Source organism: Paenarthrobacter sp. NPDC057355, from assembly GCF_042667405.1.
Lineage (GTDB): Bacteria > Actinomycetota > Actinomycetes > Actinomycetales > Micrococcaceae > Arthrobacter.
The window spans coordinates 29,700-45,922 of the sequence record NZ_JBHVAL010000012.1 but is presented as its reverse complement, the minus strand read 5'-3'; the positions used below and the strand labels follow the sequence as shown (position 1 = coordinate 45,922).

The following is a 16,223-nucleotide window of genomic DNA, read 5'->3' as shown; positions in this document are numbered from 1 at the left end:
TCCTAGCTCCGGTTTTCCGGTGGCATGGCGATCTGCAGTTTGCGGACCTTGCCCCGGCCCACGATGTATCCACGGCCGGGAATGAAGTCCTTGCTGATGCGGCCCAGCGAGGTGTTGAGCAGGGTGTCGCCCTCCACGTCCCCGGGGTTGAGCAGCAGTCCCCGACGCCCCGATTTGAAGGGCTGCGCCAAGGACCATGCCTGGGACCAGGTGGACGTTTCGGACTCGCCCACCACCCATTGGTCTGCCTTGATGGCAGCGGTCACCAAGCGGCCCACTCCCGACTCCGCGAGGGTGTCCGTGAACTCGGTCAGGCCTTCGATGAAGATCGCCATGCTGCCCGGGTTATCGGAGGCCTTGTCGATGAGGTCGTCAATGACATCGGAGACCTCATCGGGGCCCACCAGCGATCGGCTCCAGATGTTCAAGGAGGCCACGGCCGAGCGGCGGGAACCTATGTAGATCAGGTCGGTGCGTGGGTTCGAACGCCGCAAGGCGTACGCCAGGGTGACGAGCGCAACCGTCCGGCCGGAGCCCGGAGGCCCTGCCAGCAGAAGCGAACCCTTGGCGGCGATGGCCGCAGAACCCAGCGATTCGTCGTCGACACCAATCACGGGGTTGTCGGGAGAACCGGTGGGCAAGATGTCCAGGTCCACGAGTTCGGGCAAGCGCTGGATCTGCGGGGCCTGCTCAAGGCCCTGGCGGACCATGGCCTGGCTGAGCTTGGCCACTTCGCGTGCTTGGAGGGCCAGGTTGGAGTTCCCGCCGAGGACGGCGAGTTGGACTTCCAGCCCGTCCAGCAGACCACGCCCGGGTGGCGAAGCAGCGTTCAGGACATCCTTGGGGACGTCCAGGGTCATGTAGTCGTCCTCGGAGCTGAGGCGCAGGACCAACCGCTTCTGGATGGAGGCAAGGAGCGACGCCGGCACGGAGTTGGTACGGTCACCGCTCACGACGAGGTGGATGCCCAGCGGACGGCCATCCGTAGCGAGAGTCAGGAAGATGTCCCACAGCGCGGACAGGTTGCTGTACTCGTAGCCTTCACGGAAAGCGGACATGCCGTCCACCAGGATGAAGATGCGCTTCTCGTCCGGACGGTTGGCCAGTTGCCGGTATTCGACAATGGTGGAGGCCCTGACTTCGGCGAATCGCGCTGCCCTGTCGTCAGCCACTTCCTTGAGCCAGCGCAGCAGCCGGCCCACACGCTCGACGTCGTCTCCGTTGATGATTTCGCCAACGTGCGGAAGCCCGTCCAGCATCTTCAGGCCTGACGAACCACAGTCGATGCCGTACACGTGCACCGGACCACCGCGGGGAGTCACGGCCGCAGCGATGGCGATACCCCGCAATGCCGCCGACTTGCCGGATCCACCTGTACCGTAGACGGCCATGTTGCCGTCCTTATCCGGTTCGTAGAACACGGTGGGCTGGTCCTGGTGGGCAGGATCGTCGGCGACACCCAACAGCAGCCGCTCGTCAGTGCGGGGGTTGGGGAGCTTGGAGAAATCGTAGGTCACGGCGAGTTCGTTCAGCCACGGTTTCCGCGGCGGCGCAATGGACAGGACGTCGGCTGCGCGGATGATGTTCGCCGTCATCCGGGCAATGTCATTGGGTCCTGCGGGTTCTTCTTCAACCTGTGCCTGCAGCGGCGGTTCCCACACCGCTCCTGAGCCGAAAGCCATCTCCACGATGTCGATACGGGGACGCTGGGGCTTGTCAGTGGTCCAGCCACCGGCGTATCCGGTCTGGAAGCCCTGGATACGGCCAGGGCCCGTCTTGGCCGCTCCACGGCCTGGAATGGACGGATCGAAGTACGCTGCGGTGGGGACGCCAAGAATGTCCACGGCGTCCACTTCATCGGCCATGCGCAGGGCGACACGGAGGTTGGTGTTGGCCCGCAGGTTGTCCTTGATGACACCGGCCGGCCGCTGCGTAGCCAGGATGAGGTGCAGACCCAGGGAACGGCCGCGGGCTGCGACGTCCACAACACCGTCGACGAACTCGGGAACTTCTGTTGCGAGGGCCGCGAATTCGTCCACGATGATGATCAGGTACGGCGGGGCCTCGGGATCGGCTTCGCGCTGGAGCGCCAGGAGGTCCTTGGCTTTCTTCCGGTTCAGGAGCCGTTCGCGGTAGTGCAGTTCGGCCCGCAACGAGGTCAACGCCCTGCGGACAAGGTGCGGAGACAAGTCCGTGACCAGACCCACGGTGTGCGGCAGATGCAGGCAGTCCGCGAAGGCCGCGCCGCCCTTGTAGTCCACAAAAAGGAAACTCACACGGTCCGGACTGTACGCGGCAGCCATGCCCATCACCCAGGACTGCAGGAACTCGGACTTACCGGCGCCGGTGGTTCCACCCACCAGTGCATGCGGCCCCTCGTTCTTAAGGTCAAGGTAGAACGGCTCCACACCTTTGGAACCCACCAGGGCACGGAGGCTGCCGTTGTCCTTGCGGTTGGGAACGGCCGTGGCATGCACGGAGTTGTTTTCCTGCCACCGCTCAGCCACAGCTTGCGGGTTGTCCATCAATTCCTTGCCGATCAGGGTGGCGTAGGAGACGGCGCGCGGGAGGTCGGAGTCGTCCTCGAGCGGGTTTCCGACGTCGACAAGTGGCGACATCATGCGTGCAAGCTGGGTGGCAAGATCGGCGTCGAGGCTTTCGCAGCTTACCGGGTAGGTGTGGCGGCCCAAGCGGACCTGGCCGGTGGTGGTGCCGTGGTCGCCGTCGACAGAAAGGAAGTCGCGGCAGGCGGCAGGCAGTGACTGCACGTTCGCCGCCACCCACATCACGTGAACGCCGTAATCGGGCCCACGTTCGACCAGCCTCGTGAGACGACCCCGGTCAACGGGAGCGTCGTCTTCCACGATCACCAGCACGGCCGGAACCATCGGGGCGGGAATCTCTTCACTTTCGTCCTTGAGTGCCGGACGCGGCTGCGGGCCGGGCTCCTTGGACAAGGCTTCGCGCTCTTCCACGAGATTCTCCAGGCGGGACAACAAGGCAGCACCCGCCCCCGGGCCGGCGGCGAGATGGTCGCCAGAGAGGGGGCTGTGGCCCGAACCGACATGCGGAAGCCACTGCAACCAATCCCAGCGCTCACGCGAACGCGGCGACGTGAGGGCGGTCAGGACCACCTCCGCGGGCGAATGGAGGGCCACCAGCTGGAGCACCATGCCGCGGGCCACGTCATCGACCACGCTGCGGTCGCCGGCGACCCCGAAGGAACCGGAGGTGCGCAGCTGCGACACGATGGGCACGCCGTCGATCACGCGGACCTGCTGCAGGCATTCCTGGATTTCGCGCATGTACTGCGGTTCCGTTTCGTTGGCCGCAGGTTCATCGAACGGGATGCGCGAGGGCGCGGAGCCCAAGCCGAAGCGGACACCCAGGAAGTGCTGGTGTTCGGGACGGTTGGTCCACAACAATGGGCCCAGTTTGTAGATCGCGTCCACGGTGTCGCTCACCGAAGGTGCTTCCTGCAGCCGGACGGCACGCTCGATGTTCTGCTGCCTGTCGATGTCCTCCCGGAAGGCCAGCATGGAGGCCTTGAACTGCTTGTGGCCTTCCTTCACCTGCCGCTTGCTTTGCATTTTGTGGTCCACGTAGTGACCCACAATGAATAACGGCATCATGGCCATGAACAGCACTGACAGCAGGTTCTGCGTCACCGCGAAGAGCACACCACCCATCAGCAGCGGCGCCACCAGCATGATGTACGGGAACGGTTGGTGTTCAGGCCGTTTGGGGCCGGCCGGCGGGACCCGCTTGGGTGATTCGAACCGTGGCAGGACGCGCGGCGAACGGTTGAAGTCAACCAGCGGAGAGGACGGGCCGCCGCCGTGGTTGCGGGAAAGGGAGACGACTCCCACTGTGGTATCGCCAAGCGTCACGGTGTCAGAGGACGCCAGCGTTGCCCGAGTGACCGGAAGCCCGTCCATGAGGAGTCCATTGGCGGAGTTCGTGTCCACGATTTCCACGGTCTCCCCCACAGTGATGCGGGCGTGGCGCTTGGAGGTCAGCGGATCCGAGAGACGGATATCCGCGTCCCGGTCCCGGCCGATGTAGCTGGTGCCGAACGGCAGCGAAAATTCACGGCCGACGTCGGGCCCTGACATCACGCGCAACGTCGCCGCCGCAGGTCCCCTGTTGGTCCCGTGGCCAGTGGAGGCGAATTCCTCGCTGACGTGGGCCAGCGAAACCTTCGAGCCGGGACGAAGACCCGACTCCAGCAGGTTGTCCGTGGGCCTGAGGACGTGGCCGGACAGGCCCCCGCCAACGAACGCTTCGTCCACGCTGATGGACAGGCTCGACGGCGGTTCGGTCCCCTTGCGTGCGGGGTCGGCGGCCCACAGTTCGGTGGCAATATCGGCCACGGTGGCGCGGCCATCCACCGTGACGGCGAGGTCCTTGGCTTCCGCAGGGTCACGCCGCAATGTCAGGCGGAACTTCATCCTTCGTCGACTCCACTCATTTTCTCAAGAAGATGCAGGTCTGCCGGCGTCACCAAGTGGGACGTCACAGCGTGCTCCACCAGGCGGGCCCGGCGGTTGGTGGCAAGTTTTCCGGCTCCGCCGCGCAGGCCCACAACGCCCACGCGGTCCAATTTGTCGCACACGTTATCGAGCTTGCGGTTGAATCGCGTGAGGGCCCAGCCAAGACGCTTTGCCGCTTCCGCGGAGGACGGAATGGCACTGAATCCGGTGCCCTCCCGGCGCAGCATGGGTTCGGCCAGGGCAACGATGAGCGCTTTTTGCGAGTCCGTGAAAACCACCGGGCCGATGGTGGTGTCCCCGGCTTGGTCCTCGTCCCGGGCCTCGTGCCGGAAAGACGGTGTCTTCAGGTGCACCGCGAACTCATAGGTGGTGGGGCCGGCTGTGAAGATGACGTTGGTGTGGCTGAACACCAACGGGATCCTGGCGCCCGGTGCAAGCCACGCCTGCATGCCCCCCGAGCCGTCCGCGATCGTGGCGGAGAGCATGCTGCCAACGTTGCTCAACCACCAGATGCCGTCGTAACGGGCAATCTGCAGGAAGCGGCGGTGCAGGTACGGGTTGTCGTCAACTTCGAGATCGCCTTCACGGCCGATGTCAAAGATGTCTTCGTCGGATGGTTCGTACCATTCCCCACAGAAATCTATTGCTAGATCCCCCATGATCTGTGCCTCCTCAGTGGGCGGTGTGTCTGTTGCGTTTGCCGGGAGTTACTCCACACAGGCGACGGAGCCTTTCTCCCCTGGCGAGGCTGTTCCGTCGGCGCGGACAATGATGACCTGGATGCAGAGCTTCTCGTCCCCGGCGATCACGGCCCGTGCGTGCGGCTCCTTGACGGACTCGTAGTCGCCTTCGGGGATGAGGGCTGTCCGGTACCGCCACTTGTAGGTGTCACCTGGCTTGGGCTGGGGGTTGGTCCAGCGGAAGTCGGCGAAGTCCGGCTTGGCAGGGTCCCGCGTGCCGGTCAGGCCCTCCACCTCCGGCACCCCACCGTCGCCGAGGGGATCCGCCGGCTTCACGGTCGCTGCCTCAGTCGGTGCGACCTTCGGCTGCGCGTTGGCGCCCAGGACCACCCCGACGACGATCGCGACCACCAACACCGCGGCGCCAGTCACTGCGAGCCACAGATTGCGCTTGCTGTGGTCAACAACCGGCGCCTCTTCCCCTGTTTCGGATGCTGCCCTCGACGCGGAGCGGCTGACGGTATCGTCAACGTTCGCTTGCCGGCCCGATGGCTGCCAGCCGCGAAGAACCGTGGATTCACCGGGGTCTGCGTCGGGCCCCGCCGCCTGCTGGGCAGGGAATTGCGGGACCGCTTGTTGTGGGGGTGTCTGCTGCGCGGGGGCTTGCCAGCCCGCGGGCCTTTGGGTGGTTTGCGACGCGTTGGCAGCCTGCGACGTGTTGGCCGGAACAGTGGAAGGGAAAGTCCGCGCCGGGAAGGTAGGGGCCGAGCCGGTTGTGGCCGTACCGGATGCGTCCGGATCGATCGACGCTATGCTCCGGACCCGGGTTTCCTCGACGTTGTCATCAGGGTGCTGCTCGTCCCCGTGCCCCGGTTCCTCGAGCACTTCGAAGGGGGTCACCGACAGGTTCAGCTCGGTCTGGATGCGCTGCAATGCCAAGGCAAAGGCGTGCGCCGAGGAGTAGCGGGACCCCGGAGACTTGGCCATGGCCGTAGCCAGCACAAGCTCCAGCGATTCGGGAACGTCGGCCCTGCCAAGCCTGGGAAGAGGCGCGTTGGTGATGCGGGAGATCAGTTCCCGCTGCGAATTGTCCTGTCCGGGAAGCACGAAAGGTGAGCGGCCCGCCAGCAACGTGTATAGCGTGGCGCCCAATGCCCAGACATCAACAGGTACACCATCCACTGCGCCACCGCGGAACTGCTCGGGCGGCGACCACGGAATGGACATCCCGGCGTCGTCCTCGGAATCGGCGCCGATGGTGCCGGAAATACCGAAGTCCGTCAATGCCGGACGGTTGTAGTCGGTGACCAGGATGTTGGCGGGCTTGATGTCCCGGTGGACGATTCCGGCGCGGTGGGCGGTCTCGACGGCGGACGCCACCTGGATGCCGACGGCAAGGACCTCGTCGACACTGAAGCGTTGACGCCGGTACCGGACGTCGAGGCTGGGCCGGGAGCAATACTCCATGGCCAGGTACGAGTGTCCGGTCTCGGTGATCTCCGCTTCGAAGATCGTCACGATGTATGGGTGCGAGGACAGCTGCGCCATGAGGTTGGCCTCGGACTCGAAGCGGCGGCGCGCCCCTTCGGTCTTGAGATCGGACAACAGCACCTTGACGGCTACTTTCCGGCGCGGCCGGTCTTGTTCGTAAAGGTAGACGTCGGAAAAGCCACCCGAGCCAAGCAGGCTGATGTATTTGAAACCCGGGATGGGTGGAGGCGGCGCGGGGGGCCTCTTGGAACTCAAAGAATCTCCTCAAAACGCAATGAAATGTCGTCGCCCAGTTCGGCTATGTCGCCGTCCAGCAGGATTGCCATCTCATTCTGGGCAAGCCGGCGGGGTGCTTGGCCTTCGCGGATGAGCACCGTGCCATTGGTCGCCTTCAGATCGCACAGCATCACGTGCCAACCTTCCAGCCTGACCTCCACGTGGGAGCGGGAGATATCTCCGCCCGGGCTCTCCACCTGGACCAGACGGGGCATGGTGCCACCTTGGACACGGGAAACCGAGGGCTGGCGGCCTATGATGAGCGACTGGTCCAGGTCGATGAGTTCCCCGGTGGAAAGCCGCATCCGGCCAAGTCGTGGGCGCGGAACATTAATGGCATCCCCGCTGATCGGAACTCCGCACACCGAGCACAGCGGATATGTCGGCGGGTTGGCGTGCCCCTGTGAACAGACCCTGGCCAGGACGCTCGGGCCGCTCACGGCCGGAGTCTCCGCAGCTGCCCCGGCGGGCTGGGCGTCATTGGCGGCGGGGAGGCTGCTTTTCATGATGGTTTGGCCATCATGGTCGGAGTCCTCGTCCACCGCAGCACCCGCGGGCGGCTGTGCCGGTGCAGGCGTCCAGGCAGCCGGAACCTGCGGTGCCGGTTGGGGCACCGGCGGCGTGGATGGCGTGCTGCGGAGCCAGGGCACCGAATCGATCAGGCCGCCGGATGTGGCCGGAGGAACGGACTGACCGGCTTCCGGCGTCGGCGCAGGCGCAAGCGTCAACGGTTCAGGGGCGGCTTGTTCTGTTTCCGACGGCGGTTGTGGAGCCGACGGCGGTTGTGGAGCCGACGCCGGTTGTGGGGCAGCGGCGTAGGTGGCGGGCGCATCGTGGTCATCGGAATCGTTGTCAAGGCGGACTGCAGCGTCCTCGATGTTGCGCATCACCGTCTTGTCCCACAGATGGTCGTAGTTCGTGGTGTTTTCCAGCGAGGGGCTCAAAGGATCGGTGGTGCTGGTGTGGACCGGAACCTCGTGATCATTCGCCGCCAGGTCCCCTGCCATTTCAGCTGGAGCAGGCTCCCCGGCAGCGGATTCGACAGCTTCACCGGTTCCGCTGTCCTCGGAAACGGACTCCCCGGGTTCTTCCGGGGCGTCGCCTGGCGCGTCCGGTTCCGCGGACGCGGATTCGTCGTCAGGAGCGGACGCACTGGCCTGGATCCCCTCAATGACCGGCGCTTGTCCGGGGGCAATCGTCAGGCCGAGATCGGCGTCGTGATATCCGATCATCGTTTCGTCCGAGACAGAGGCCGCCGGTGCCTGCACGGCAGGCTCCGCAGCTGCAGGCTCCGCAGCTGCAGGCTCCGAGGCCGGTTCCGCCGTCGCAGGCTCTTCCACGGCAGTACCCCGTCCTCCGGCCTCCAAGGAAGCCAACAACACCACGCCGTCCTTCACCGGGAGGGTATCCAAACGTGGGCGGCCCCCTTCAGCTGCCTCTGCGCCGATGTGGACGCTCAGGAAGGTAGCTCCTGCGATGCGGCGTTCAGTCCAGGTGGTGACGTCACGGCCGGTCAGGTGTTCCTGGTGGCCGGCCAACTGCACCACCAATTCGAGGTCACCCCGGAGAAAGACCCGGAGCGCGTCCTTCGAATCGATAATTCCAAACGGCGGGATCCTGCTGAGCGAGACTCCAAAAGCCTCGGTGACCTCATGCAGGACTTCGTGGGCTTCTGGCGATGTGGCCAGCAACTCCCACACAGTGTCAATCAAGGCATGGGGTGTGTCCGGGCCAAGGAGAACAGCTGTTCCGTTGCGGACAACGCCGAACCACTCGCCGTGCCGGTACCGCGTGTGGGAGAGGAGACTACTGCTTGCCATCGGCGTCTTCCTCGTGGTCGGTGCCGTTGACCCAGGCCTTGGGAAGCGTATCCTCCTCAACGTCTGTCCCGACTTCCGGGCGGGGCGCCGTAATGGCGATACCGGCGTCGTTCAGTACGTTTTTGGCGTCAACCACAATCACGGTGACGTTGTCGCGTCCGCCGCTTCGCAGCGCTGCCTGGATGAGTGCGTCCACGGCGTCCTGCGGGTGGGCCACGGTGCTGAGGATGCGGAACATGTGCTCATCGCCCAGTTCACCGTTGAGACCATCCGAGCAGACCATGATCCGGTCGCCCTCCTGGATGGGAAGGAGCCAGAAGTCCGCTTCGGTCTCATCCCCGGTGCCCAAGGCACGCGTGACAACGTGACGACGAGGATGGACGGCAGCCTGCTCCGAGGTGATGTCCCCGGAATCGACAAGCTCCTGGACTTCGGAGTGGTCCACGCTGATCTGGGCGAACTCACCTTGGCTCAGCCGGTACGTGCGGGAATCGCCGATGTTCATCACCAGCCAGTAGGGCAAACCCATCTGTTCCACCACGACCACGCCGGAGAGCGTGGTCCCGGCACGGGCACCGGTTGCGTCCCGGATGGCGGCGTCCGCCTTCAGCAGGCACGCCTGCAGGTCCGCGGCGGAAGCGGTACGCAGCCCTGAGGCCAGCTCGGGAGCGCTGCCCAAAGTGCGCACACACATGCCGCTGGCGATCTCGCCTGCCTCGTGGCCACCCATGCCGTCAGCGACGGCAAACACCGGGTCGGCAGCAATGAACGAATCCTCGTTCAGCTCCCGACGCAGTCCCCGGTCCGTTCCGTAGCCGTAGCTAAGGCGGAACGAGGACCCGCCCGCGGTTGGGACGGCGTCGGCGTTGGCGTTGGTGGCCGGCTGTGAATTCATGCTTGTCCTAGGTGGAAGGAACGGTCCCCGAAATGAACTGTGGAACCTGGCCGGACGAAGGATGCCTCGCCCGGGGTCAGCCTGGTTTGCAAGCCGTCAGGGGTGGTGACTGCACTGCCGTTGGTGGAGTTGCGGTCAGTGACCCACACGCCATCCCCATCCACCCGCAGGTGCAGATGGGTTTTGGAGATGGACCTGCCTGGATCTGACACCGGCAGGAGCTGCTCGACGACTTCTCCGGGCTGCGCAGCGGGGTTCCGTCCGAGAAGGACGCTTCCGCCCAGCTGTATGTCCTGGCCGTCGTCGACCCGGATCCTCAGGACTGCCTGTGCACGGGCCGCACCAGCACGCATCTGGGTGCGTTCGACGTCGTCGTCAGGATGGGCAGCCATGCCGGGCGCGGGAACCGTGTTCAACTGTGGCGCCACCGGAACCTGCTGCGCGGCCGGAACTTGGGGCGGGACAGGAATTTGGGGCGTCACAGGCGCTTGGCGAGGCGTCGGCGGCCGCCATTGGTTGGGGTCATGTGAGGGCTGCACTGCCGGCGCGGACGACGCCGATGCCGCCTGATGTGGGGACGTCACCTGGGCGGGAGTCGTCTGAGCAGGATTCACCTGTGCGGGCGCTGTCTGCGTCGGCGCGAGCGGCGCCGCGCCGGACGCCCGTCCCGACGGCACCGGGGAGACCACCGGTTGTACCGGCGGCAGGTCCATGGGCGCGAAACTGTATGGACCTTGGAGACCTCCGGTCGTTACCGGATTGCGGCCCGCGTTGACGTCGAACACCAAGGACTTGGCTGCCTTGTCGTGCCAGCCGCGTAGCTTGCCCTCGGAGTCCCAGGCGTTGGAGACCACCACCAGGATGGCCCAGACCACCCCGAGCACCATCAGCGGCAACGCGATCCATACAACAAGTCCCAGGAGGCCCAGGGCCGACAGGATCACAGCGGCCAGGAAACCCACGATCAGGACCGCACCGGTCAGGATGCCCCGGACAAAGACGGCGCCGGCGCCGGGAGCATAGCCGTCGGCGTCAGCACTGCGGATGCCCATGAGCTGGTTGCCGATGGTGTTTCCCGACTTCGCCTCGAGGCCCAGCAGCACGAAAATGTAAACCACCGTCACAGCCAGGCCAATACTGCCGAGGAGAACCAGCAGACCGGTGTCGTAGACGATGAAGCCGTTCCGGCGCGTCTGGGTGATGCCCGCGATGCCGATGGCAAACGTCGTGGCAAGGACGGCCACGGGTCCCAACCAGTCCAACACTGCCGCGCCCAGCCTTTTCCCCGCAGAAGCGGGAACGAGGTGGAGCTTGGTGGTCATAGTGGTCCCTCCCCCTGGCCCAGGTGTCCTGTCCGGAGCGGTGCTTGTCCCCGGATGCGCCGGCGACGCTGGCGCCGACACTACGGAGATACTACCGGGATCGGCCAGGCCCTGCCGGTTGGCGGACTCCAACGCGGCCCTCTGGGCATGGTTGATGTTGCCCTCCTTGCGGGCTCCACGGTTGTTCAGCGGCGATCCGCACTGGTTGCAGAAGGCAGCCCCGGGGCGGACAGCATGCCGGCAGGCCGGGCAAAGTTCCGTGTCACTGCTCATCGGTGCTGTCCTTCGTGAAGGGCAACTTCAGACGCCGCGCCCCTGGCTCACCCGGAGTTTGGTTCCGGGCTGGACCTTGTTGTCGACGACGCAGGGCCGCCCGGCCGTCCGCCAGCAACGACCGCGGCGAGAACCGTGCCTGCTGCCGCTTCCAGAAGCCCACGCTTCCGGTGATGTCGGTCAGCGATGTGTCCACGATTTCCCAGTACTCCTTGACCTCCGACTCACTCGGTTGCCCTGCCCCGAACACCGCAGCGTCAGCACGGTGGGCAAGCATGGTTGTGGTGTTCCCGGCAGTGGGGAACGCTTCAGCGATCACCGAGGCCGACTCGCGGCGGGTGGACTTGGTGTCGATTGAGGCACCCATGTCGGTGACAAGGCTCAATACCTCGCTCCATCCGGCGCCGACCCGCTGGGCGGGGTGGCCGTCACGGAAACGAGCCTTCCGGCGTCGTGATTTCAGGAGCAGAATCAGCAGCAACGGCACGGCAAGAATCGCCAACGGAATCAGTGCCACGCCGATGGCGGCAAGAAGTGGTCCCCAGAAGAGCCACGGGTTGTTCTTCTTCTCATCCGCGTCCAGGGCATCCGGGGTGGAGTCCGGCGGCAGGTCCGCGGGCTCCTGCGGCGGGGGTGGCGGCTGGAGTACCTGGGGCTTGGGCTTGGACTTGTTTTGCGGGTCCGGCGGGATCGGCACGTTGTCCTTGGGCGGAGTGGGATCGAAGGAAACCCAACCGACCCGGTCAAAAGCCACCTCCACCCAGGCGTGCACGTCCTTGCCCGTAATCTTCACGTCGCCGGCGCCGTTTTCCGGGCTCTTGGGATCCGGGTAGAAGCCCATCACAACGCGTGAGGGAATACCCAAGTGGCGGAGCATGAGGGACATGGACACCGCGTACTGCTCGTCGTCGCCCAGCATCTGCTTGGCCGAGAGCATGTTGCGGACACGTGCCGCGCTGTGGCCGGGAAGGCTGGGAAGCTGTCCCTCAGCTACCAGGCCGTTACTGAACGCACCGCTCTTTTGGAAGTGCGCCTCGATCTGCCGGACACGGTCGATCGCGGTGGGTGCATCCGCTGACAATTCGTTGGCCTGCGAGGCGACGATCGGAGGTACCTCCTGGGCCTCGGGCAGCGTAAGCTTCGCGAAGTCGTACTGGGTGAGCTGTCCGTGTTCCAACGTCCCGGGATCGGACACTTGGACCGTGTAGTTCTCGCCCTTGCCCAGGCCCCTGGTGGTCACTGCGGTGTCGGTGCCCGCATTGAAGTAGAGCCCCGAGGCTGCCCCGGTTGTGTCGGCGAAGCTCATTCCGGTGGTGTGGCGTCCGCCCGGGACGAAGTAGCCCTGGTAATCCTCAACCGTGATGTCCAGTGTGTAGTTGGTGCCTTGCACCGGGCTCCCGGAATCGGCCAGCGTATTCAGCGACTTGGCGTCGCCTACTTTGCTGAAGTTGCCGGAGCTGTTCGGGTCCATGGTGTAGTTCAAGCCGTTGAACGCGTCCAAGGCCGCCAACCGCACGCGGGCATCCTTTGGCAGGCCCTTGACGGTGAACAGGGTGGTGTCCTTTTCGTCCTTGACGAAGTTGCGGAAGCTCGCCAACGGAGTGATGTAATCCCTGGGATCGAACGGCGGGACGATGGTGTTGCGCAACACTTTCCTGTCATCGCCGGCCGTTACCAGGGGCGAAGCAATCGCTGTCAGGCCCACGGCGACGGCGATGACCGCTGCAGCAGTCCCGAGGCGGCGCAGCTGGCCGCGGCGGGCCGTACCGGCGTCGGAATCGGGCCTGTTGGCCGAGACGGTCCTGGTGCTGCTCTGGCGGAGCACCTCGCGGCGGAACGTCGCCCAGACTATCGAAATGATGGTCAGGGAAACGCCGCGCTCAACGTTCAGGAATCCTGAACTGGTGCTGAAGGCGATGCCGGTGACAAAGAGGACCAACACGGGCAGCAAGGGCCAATAAGGGCTCTTCAACCGCCAGGTCAGAAGCCCGGCGGCCAAGGCCATGAGCAGCGCGCTCAGGAACGGCACAATCAGCGTTCCGTTGGCGGTGCCCACGGGAACGCCGACAGTGAGCATGTCCTTCCACGAAAAAACAATGCCCAGCAGCAGCGTGCGCAGGGAATCCAAGGACGGCAGGAAGCCCAGCACCGCAGAATCCGGAACCGCCAGCGCAGAGCCGAACAGCATGTAGGCACCAAAGGTCGCCGCCGCCGTGATCAGCAAACCAAGGCGCAGGTGGGCATTGAGGACGGCGATGCCGAGCCCGAGGACCACCCCTCCGAGTCCTGCAACCAGGAAGTGTGCGTCGCCGCCGAAGCTCAGCGTGAAGCCGAGGACGCCCAGCAACAGCAGCACCACCAGGGCGCCGCAGTCGACAAGGAAATGCCACAAAGGGCGGTCGTCAGCGAACATGGATGCACCAGCAGCGCGTTTGCGGGCATTGGCCTTCGCGGACTTCTCCGCACGCGGGCGGACGCGGACGTTGGGCGCGGTGCTCATGCTGCCGCCTTTCGCAGGACGATGGCGAGATCGTCGAGGTCGCCGACAGTGAGGACCGTCAGGTCCGCGATGTTGGCCCTCGACGGCGCGGCGCCGGGTTGGACGCGGACGGCCAGGCTGCGGACCCCGGGCGGGACCGAGGCCGCGGCCGAACGCAGCTGCGTAGCGGTGACGTGGCTGCCCACCACGAAGAACACCACGGAGGCATTCGGGACGGTATCGGCGAGGGTCCGCGCAAGGTCGACGGCGGTCTTGCGCATGGGTGTCCCGACTATCCGGGTCATGTCGTCCAGCAGGTTGCGGCCGGTTTCACAGCGGAGCGGACCCTTTTGGGTCAGGACATCCAAGTCACGCTGTTCACTGATCGCCTGTCGGCCAATGGAGCCGGCCACCGAGATCGCCATCTCGAATTCTGCCTCGGTCTCGTACTCATCCGTATTGATGGACAGCGAAATGGCCAAGTGGGCGCGGCGCGTTTCCTCGAACTGGCGGACCATGAGCTTGTTGGTACGGGCCGTGGTCTTCCAGTGGATGTGCCTCCGGTCATCGCCGGGCACGTAATCGCGAAGCGCGTGGAACGAAACATCGGCACTGGAAAGTTCAGTGGTGGGCATGCCCTCGAGGTCACGGATGAACCCTGCAGCCGAACCGCCAAGCGCCACTGTCCTCGGATGCACGAAGAGGTCCACGGGTTCGGTCCAAAGCACCCGTCGGCGCAGCAGGTGGAGCGGGTCGGCGCGCACGGAGCGTACCGGGCCTACCACGATGACGGCACGGCGGGCCGTCGGGATGGTGAACAGGTCCTCGTGCACCTGTGCGGGCTTCATGCGGGGCAGGTGGAACACGGCCGTATTGGCGCCTACGGGCAATTCCAGCGCTGCAGGCAGCAACGGGCGTGCCGAGACGTTGGAGACCGCGATACTTCCCACGGCTTCGTCGCCCACCGCCACACGGGTGCGGGCCAGGTCCAGCACCACGCCATACGCCGAGCGGCCCACAATAAAGCCGATGGCCAGCAGGAACAGCAGGAACGCCACCAAAGCCGCTGACTTGGCTTCCTGCCAGCCCCATGCCTGCCCGGCCCACCAGAGCCCGATCGACGCCGCCAGCACCACCCAGCCGAGCAGGCTGACGACAGAGAGGACCGGCCACACATAGCGCAGCCAGAGGGCGCGGACCTTCTCCCACGCCGGGGCAAGAATCTCCCCTGCCGCTCCGGCGGCCTCGGCCCACACGGCCGCGGGGTGCAGTTTCCTGGCGTTACCGGGCTTTTTCGGGCTGCCCGGGCGTTTGCCCGCGTCATTGCCGGAACCACGCGCGGGGCGCAGGGTGCCGCCAAGCGCTGACGTGGCGCGCTTAAGCGAATCAGCAGCCCGGCTCAGGGGTTTGCTGGAGGACATGTGGGGGCCTTTGTTCGAACTGGTGCGAGGAAGGGTAATGCTGGGGCTGTGGTGGCTTAGGCTGTGGCGCGTTGTTGCGGAGCAGCCACCTCGGAGAGGACGCGCGCGAGCACAACCTCCGGTGTGGCACCCGAGAATTCAGCCTCAGGATCCATGACCAGACGGTGCGTCCACACCACGGGCGCCAGTTCCTTGACGTCGTCCGGCAGCACGAAGTTCCGGCCCTGACCCGCTGCCCACACCTTGGCGGCACGGACCATGGCCAGCGCGCCACGCACCGATACGCCCAGTCGGGTTTCGGAGGCGTTGCGGGTCTCCTCGCAGAGACGCGAAATGTACTCGAGCACTGCGGTGTCCACGTGGGTTGTCGCCGCGAGGTCCGCCATGTCGGCCACGGCCTGGGTGGTGATCAGGGCTGCCAGGTCCTTCGAGCGGTCCTTCAGGTTGGAGCCGCCCAGCAGGCGCACGGTGGAAGCGTGGTCCGGGTAACCGATGGAGGTCTTGATCAGGAAGCGGTCAAGCTGGGCTTCGGGAAGACGGTAGGTACCGGCCTGCTCGATCGGGTTCTGCGTCGCCAGCACCATGAACGGCCGTCCGGCCTCGTAGGTGGTTCCGTCCACGGTCACGCGGGACTCTTCCATGACCTCGAGCAGGGCGGACTGGGTCTTCGGCGAGGCTCGGTTGATTTCATCGGCCAGCACAATGTTGCTGAAGACCGGGCCCTTGTGGAACTCGAACTTCTGCGTCTTCTGGTCGTAGATGGTCACACCGGTGACGTCGGAGGGCAGAAGGTCCGGGGTGAACTGGATGCGGTTGTGCGAACCCTGGACCGTTGCGGCCAAGGCCCGGGCCAGCGAGGTCTTACCCGTGCCCGGTGCGTCCTCGAAGAGGACGTGGCCCTCGGCCAGCATCGCAGTGAAGGTCAGCCGGATGACGTGTTCCTTGCCCAGGACGGCCTGGCCCACGTTGGCAACGAGCTTCTCGAACGTTTCTGCAAACCACGCGGCCTGCTCGCTTGTCATGGTCATCGGTTGATCCTGTTCCTTGTGTTCGGTGGTGGGATGAAGTTGTTG

9 protein-coding genes are annotated in these 16,223 nt (G+C 65.3%); all 9 read right to left on the bottom strand.

Annotation, left to right across the window (positions count from 1 at the left end):
• Positions 1-2: 2 nt before the first annotated feature.
• Genes ACFUOZ_RS13895 through ACFUOZ_RS13855 form a run of 9 tightly spaced genes read right to left on the bottom strand, consistent with a single transcriptional unit; the run spans position 3 to position 16,178 of the window.
• The gene (locus ACFUOZ_RS13895) at positions 3-4,451 is read right to left on the bottom strand and encodes an FtsK/SpoIIIE domain-containing protein (protein WP_377549090.1); all 4,449 of its coding nucleotides are present in this window, start codon (positions 4,449-4,451) and stop codon (positions 3-5) included.
• The gene (locus ACFUOZ_RS13890) at positions 4,448-5,152 is read right to left on the bottom strand and encodes a hypothetical protein (RefSeq protein WP_377549087.1); all 705 of its coding nucleotides are present in this window, start codon (positions 5,150-5,152) and stop codon (positions 4,448-4,450) included. The genes ACFUOZ_RS13895 and ACFUOZ_RS13890 overlap by 4 nt, the downstream gene beginning before the upstream one ends.
• A gap of 48 nt (positions 5,153-5,200) precedes the next feature.
• Positions 5,201-6,919, bottom strand: coding sequence for a protein kinase (locus tag ACFUOZ_RS13885; protein ID WP_377549085.1), 1,719 nt, complete (start codon positions 6,917-6,919; stop codon positions 5,201-5,203).
• The gene (locus ACFUOZ_RS13880) at positions 6,916-8,760 is read right to left on the bottom strand and encodes an FHA domain-containing protein (protein WP_377549083.1); all 1,845 of its coding nucleotides are present in this window, start codon (positions 8,758-8,760) and stop codon (positions 6,916-6,918) included. Before ACFUOZ_RS13880 ends, ACFUOZ_RS13885 begins: the two co-directional genes overlap by 4 nt.
• Complete coding sequence (locus ACFUOZ_RS13875) at positions 8,747-9,655, bottom strand: PP2C family protein-serine/threonine phosphatase (RefSeq protein WP_377549081.1); 909 nt, start codon at positions 9,653-9,655, stop codon at positions 8,747-8,749. The genes ACFUOZ_RS13880 and ACFUOZ_RS13875 overlap by 14 nt, the downstream gene beginning before the upstream one ends.
• Positions 9,652-11,250, bottom strand: a complete 1,599-nt coding sequence (locus ACFUOZ_RS13870) for an RDD family protein (protein ID WP_377549079.1) — start codon at positions 11,248-11,250, stop codon at positions 9,652-9,654. The genes ACFUOZ_RS13875 and ACFUOZ_RS13870 overlap by 4 nt, the downstream gene beginning before the upstream one ends.
• Positions 11,240-13,750 (bottom strand): transglutaminase family protein, encoded by a 2,511-nt coding sequence (locus ACFUOZ_RS13865; RefSeq protein WP_377549077.1) that lies wholly within the window; start codon positions 13,748-13,750, stop codon positions 11,240-11,242. The genes ACFUOZ_RS13870 and ACFUOZ_RS13865 overlap by 11 nt, the downstream gene beginning before the upstream one ends.
• The gene (locus ACFUOZ_RS13860; RefSeq protein ID WP_377549075.1) at positions 13,747-15,150 is read right to left on the bottom strand and encodes a DUF58 domain-containing protein; all 1,404 of its coding nucleotides are present in this window, start codon (positions 15,148-15,150) and stop codon (positions 13,747-13,749) included. The genes ACFUOZ_RS13865 and ACFUOZ_RS13860 overlap by 4 nt, the downstream gene beginning before the upstream one ends.
• A gap of 56 nt (positions 15,151-15,206) precedes the next feature.
• Entirely contained in the window at positions 15,207-16,178 is a 972-nt protein-coding gene (locus tag ACFUOZ_RS13855) for a MoxR family ATPase (RefSeq protein WP_144662001.1), read from the bottom strand.
• Positions 16,179-16,223 lie beyond the last annotated feature (45 nt).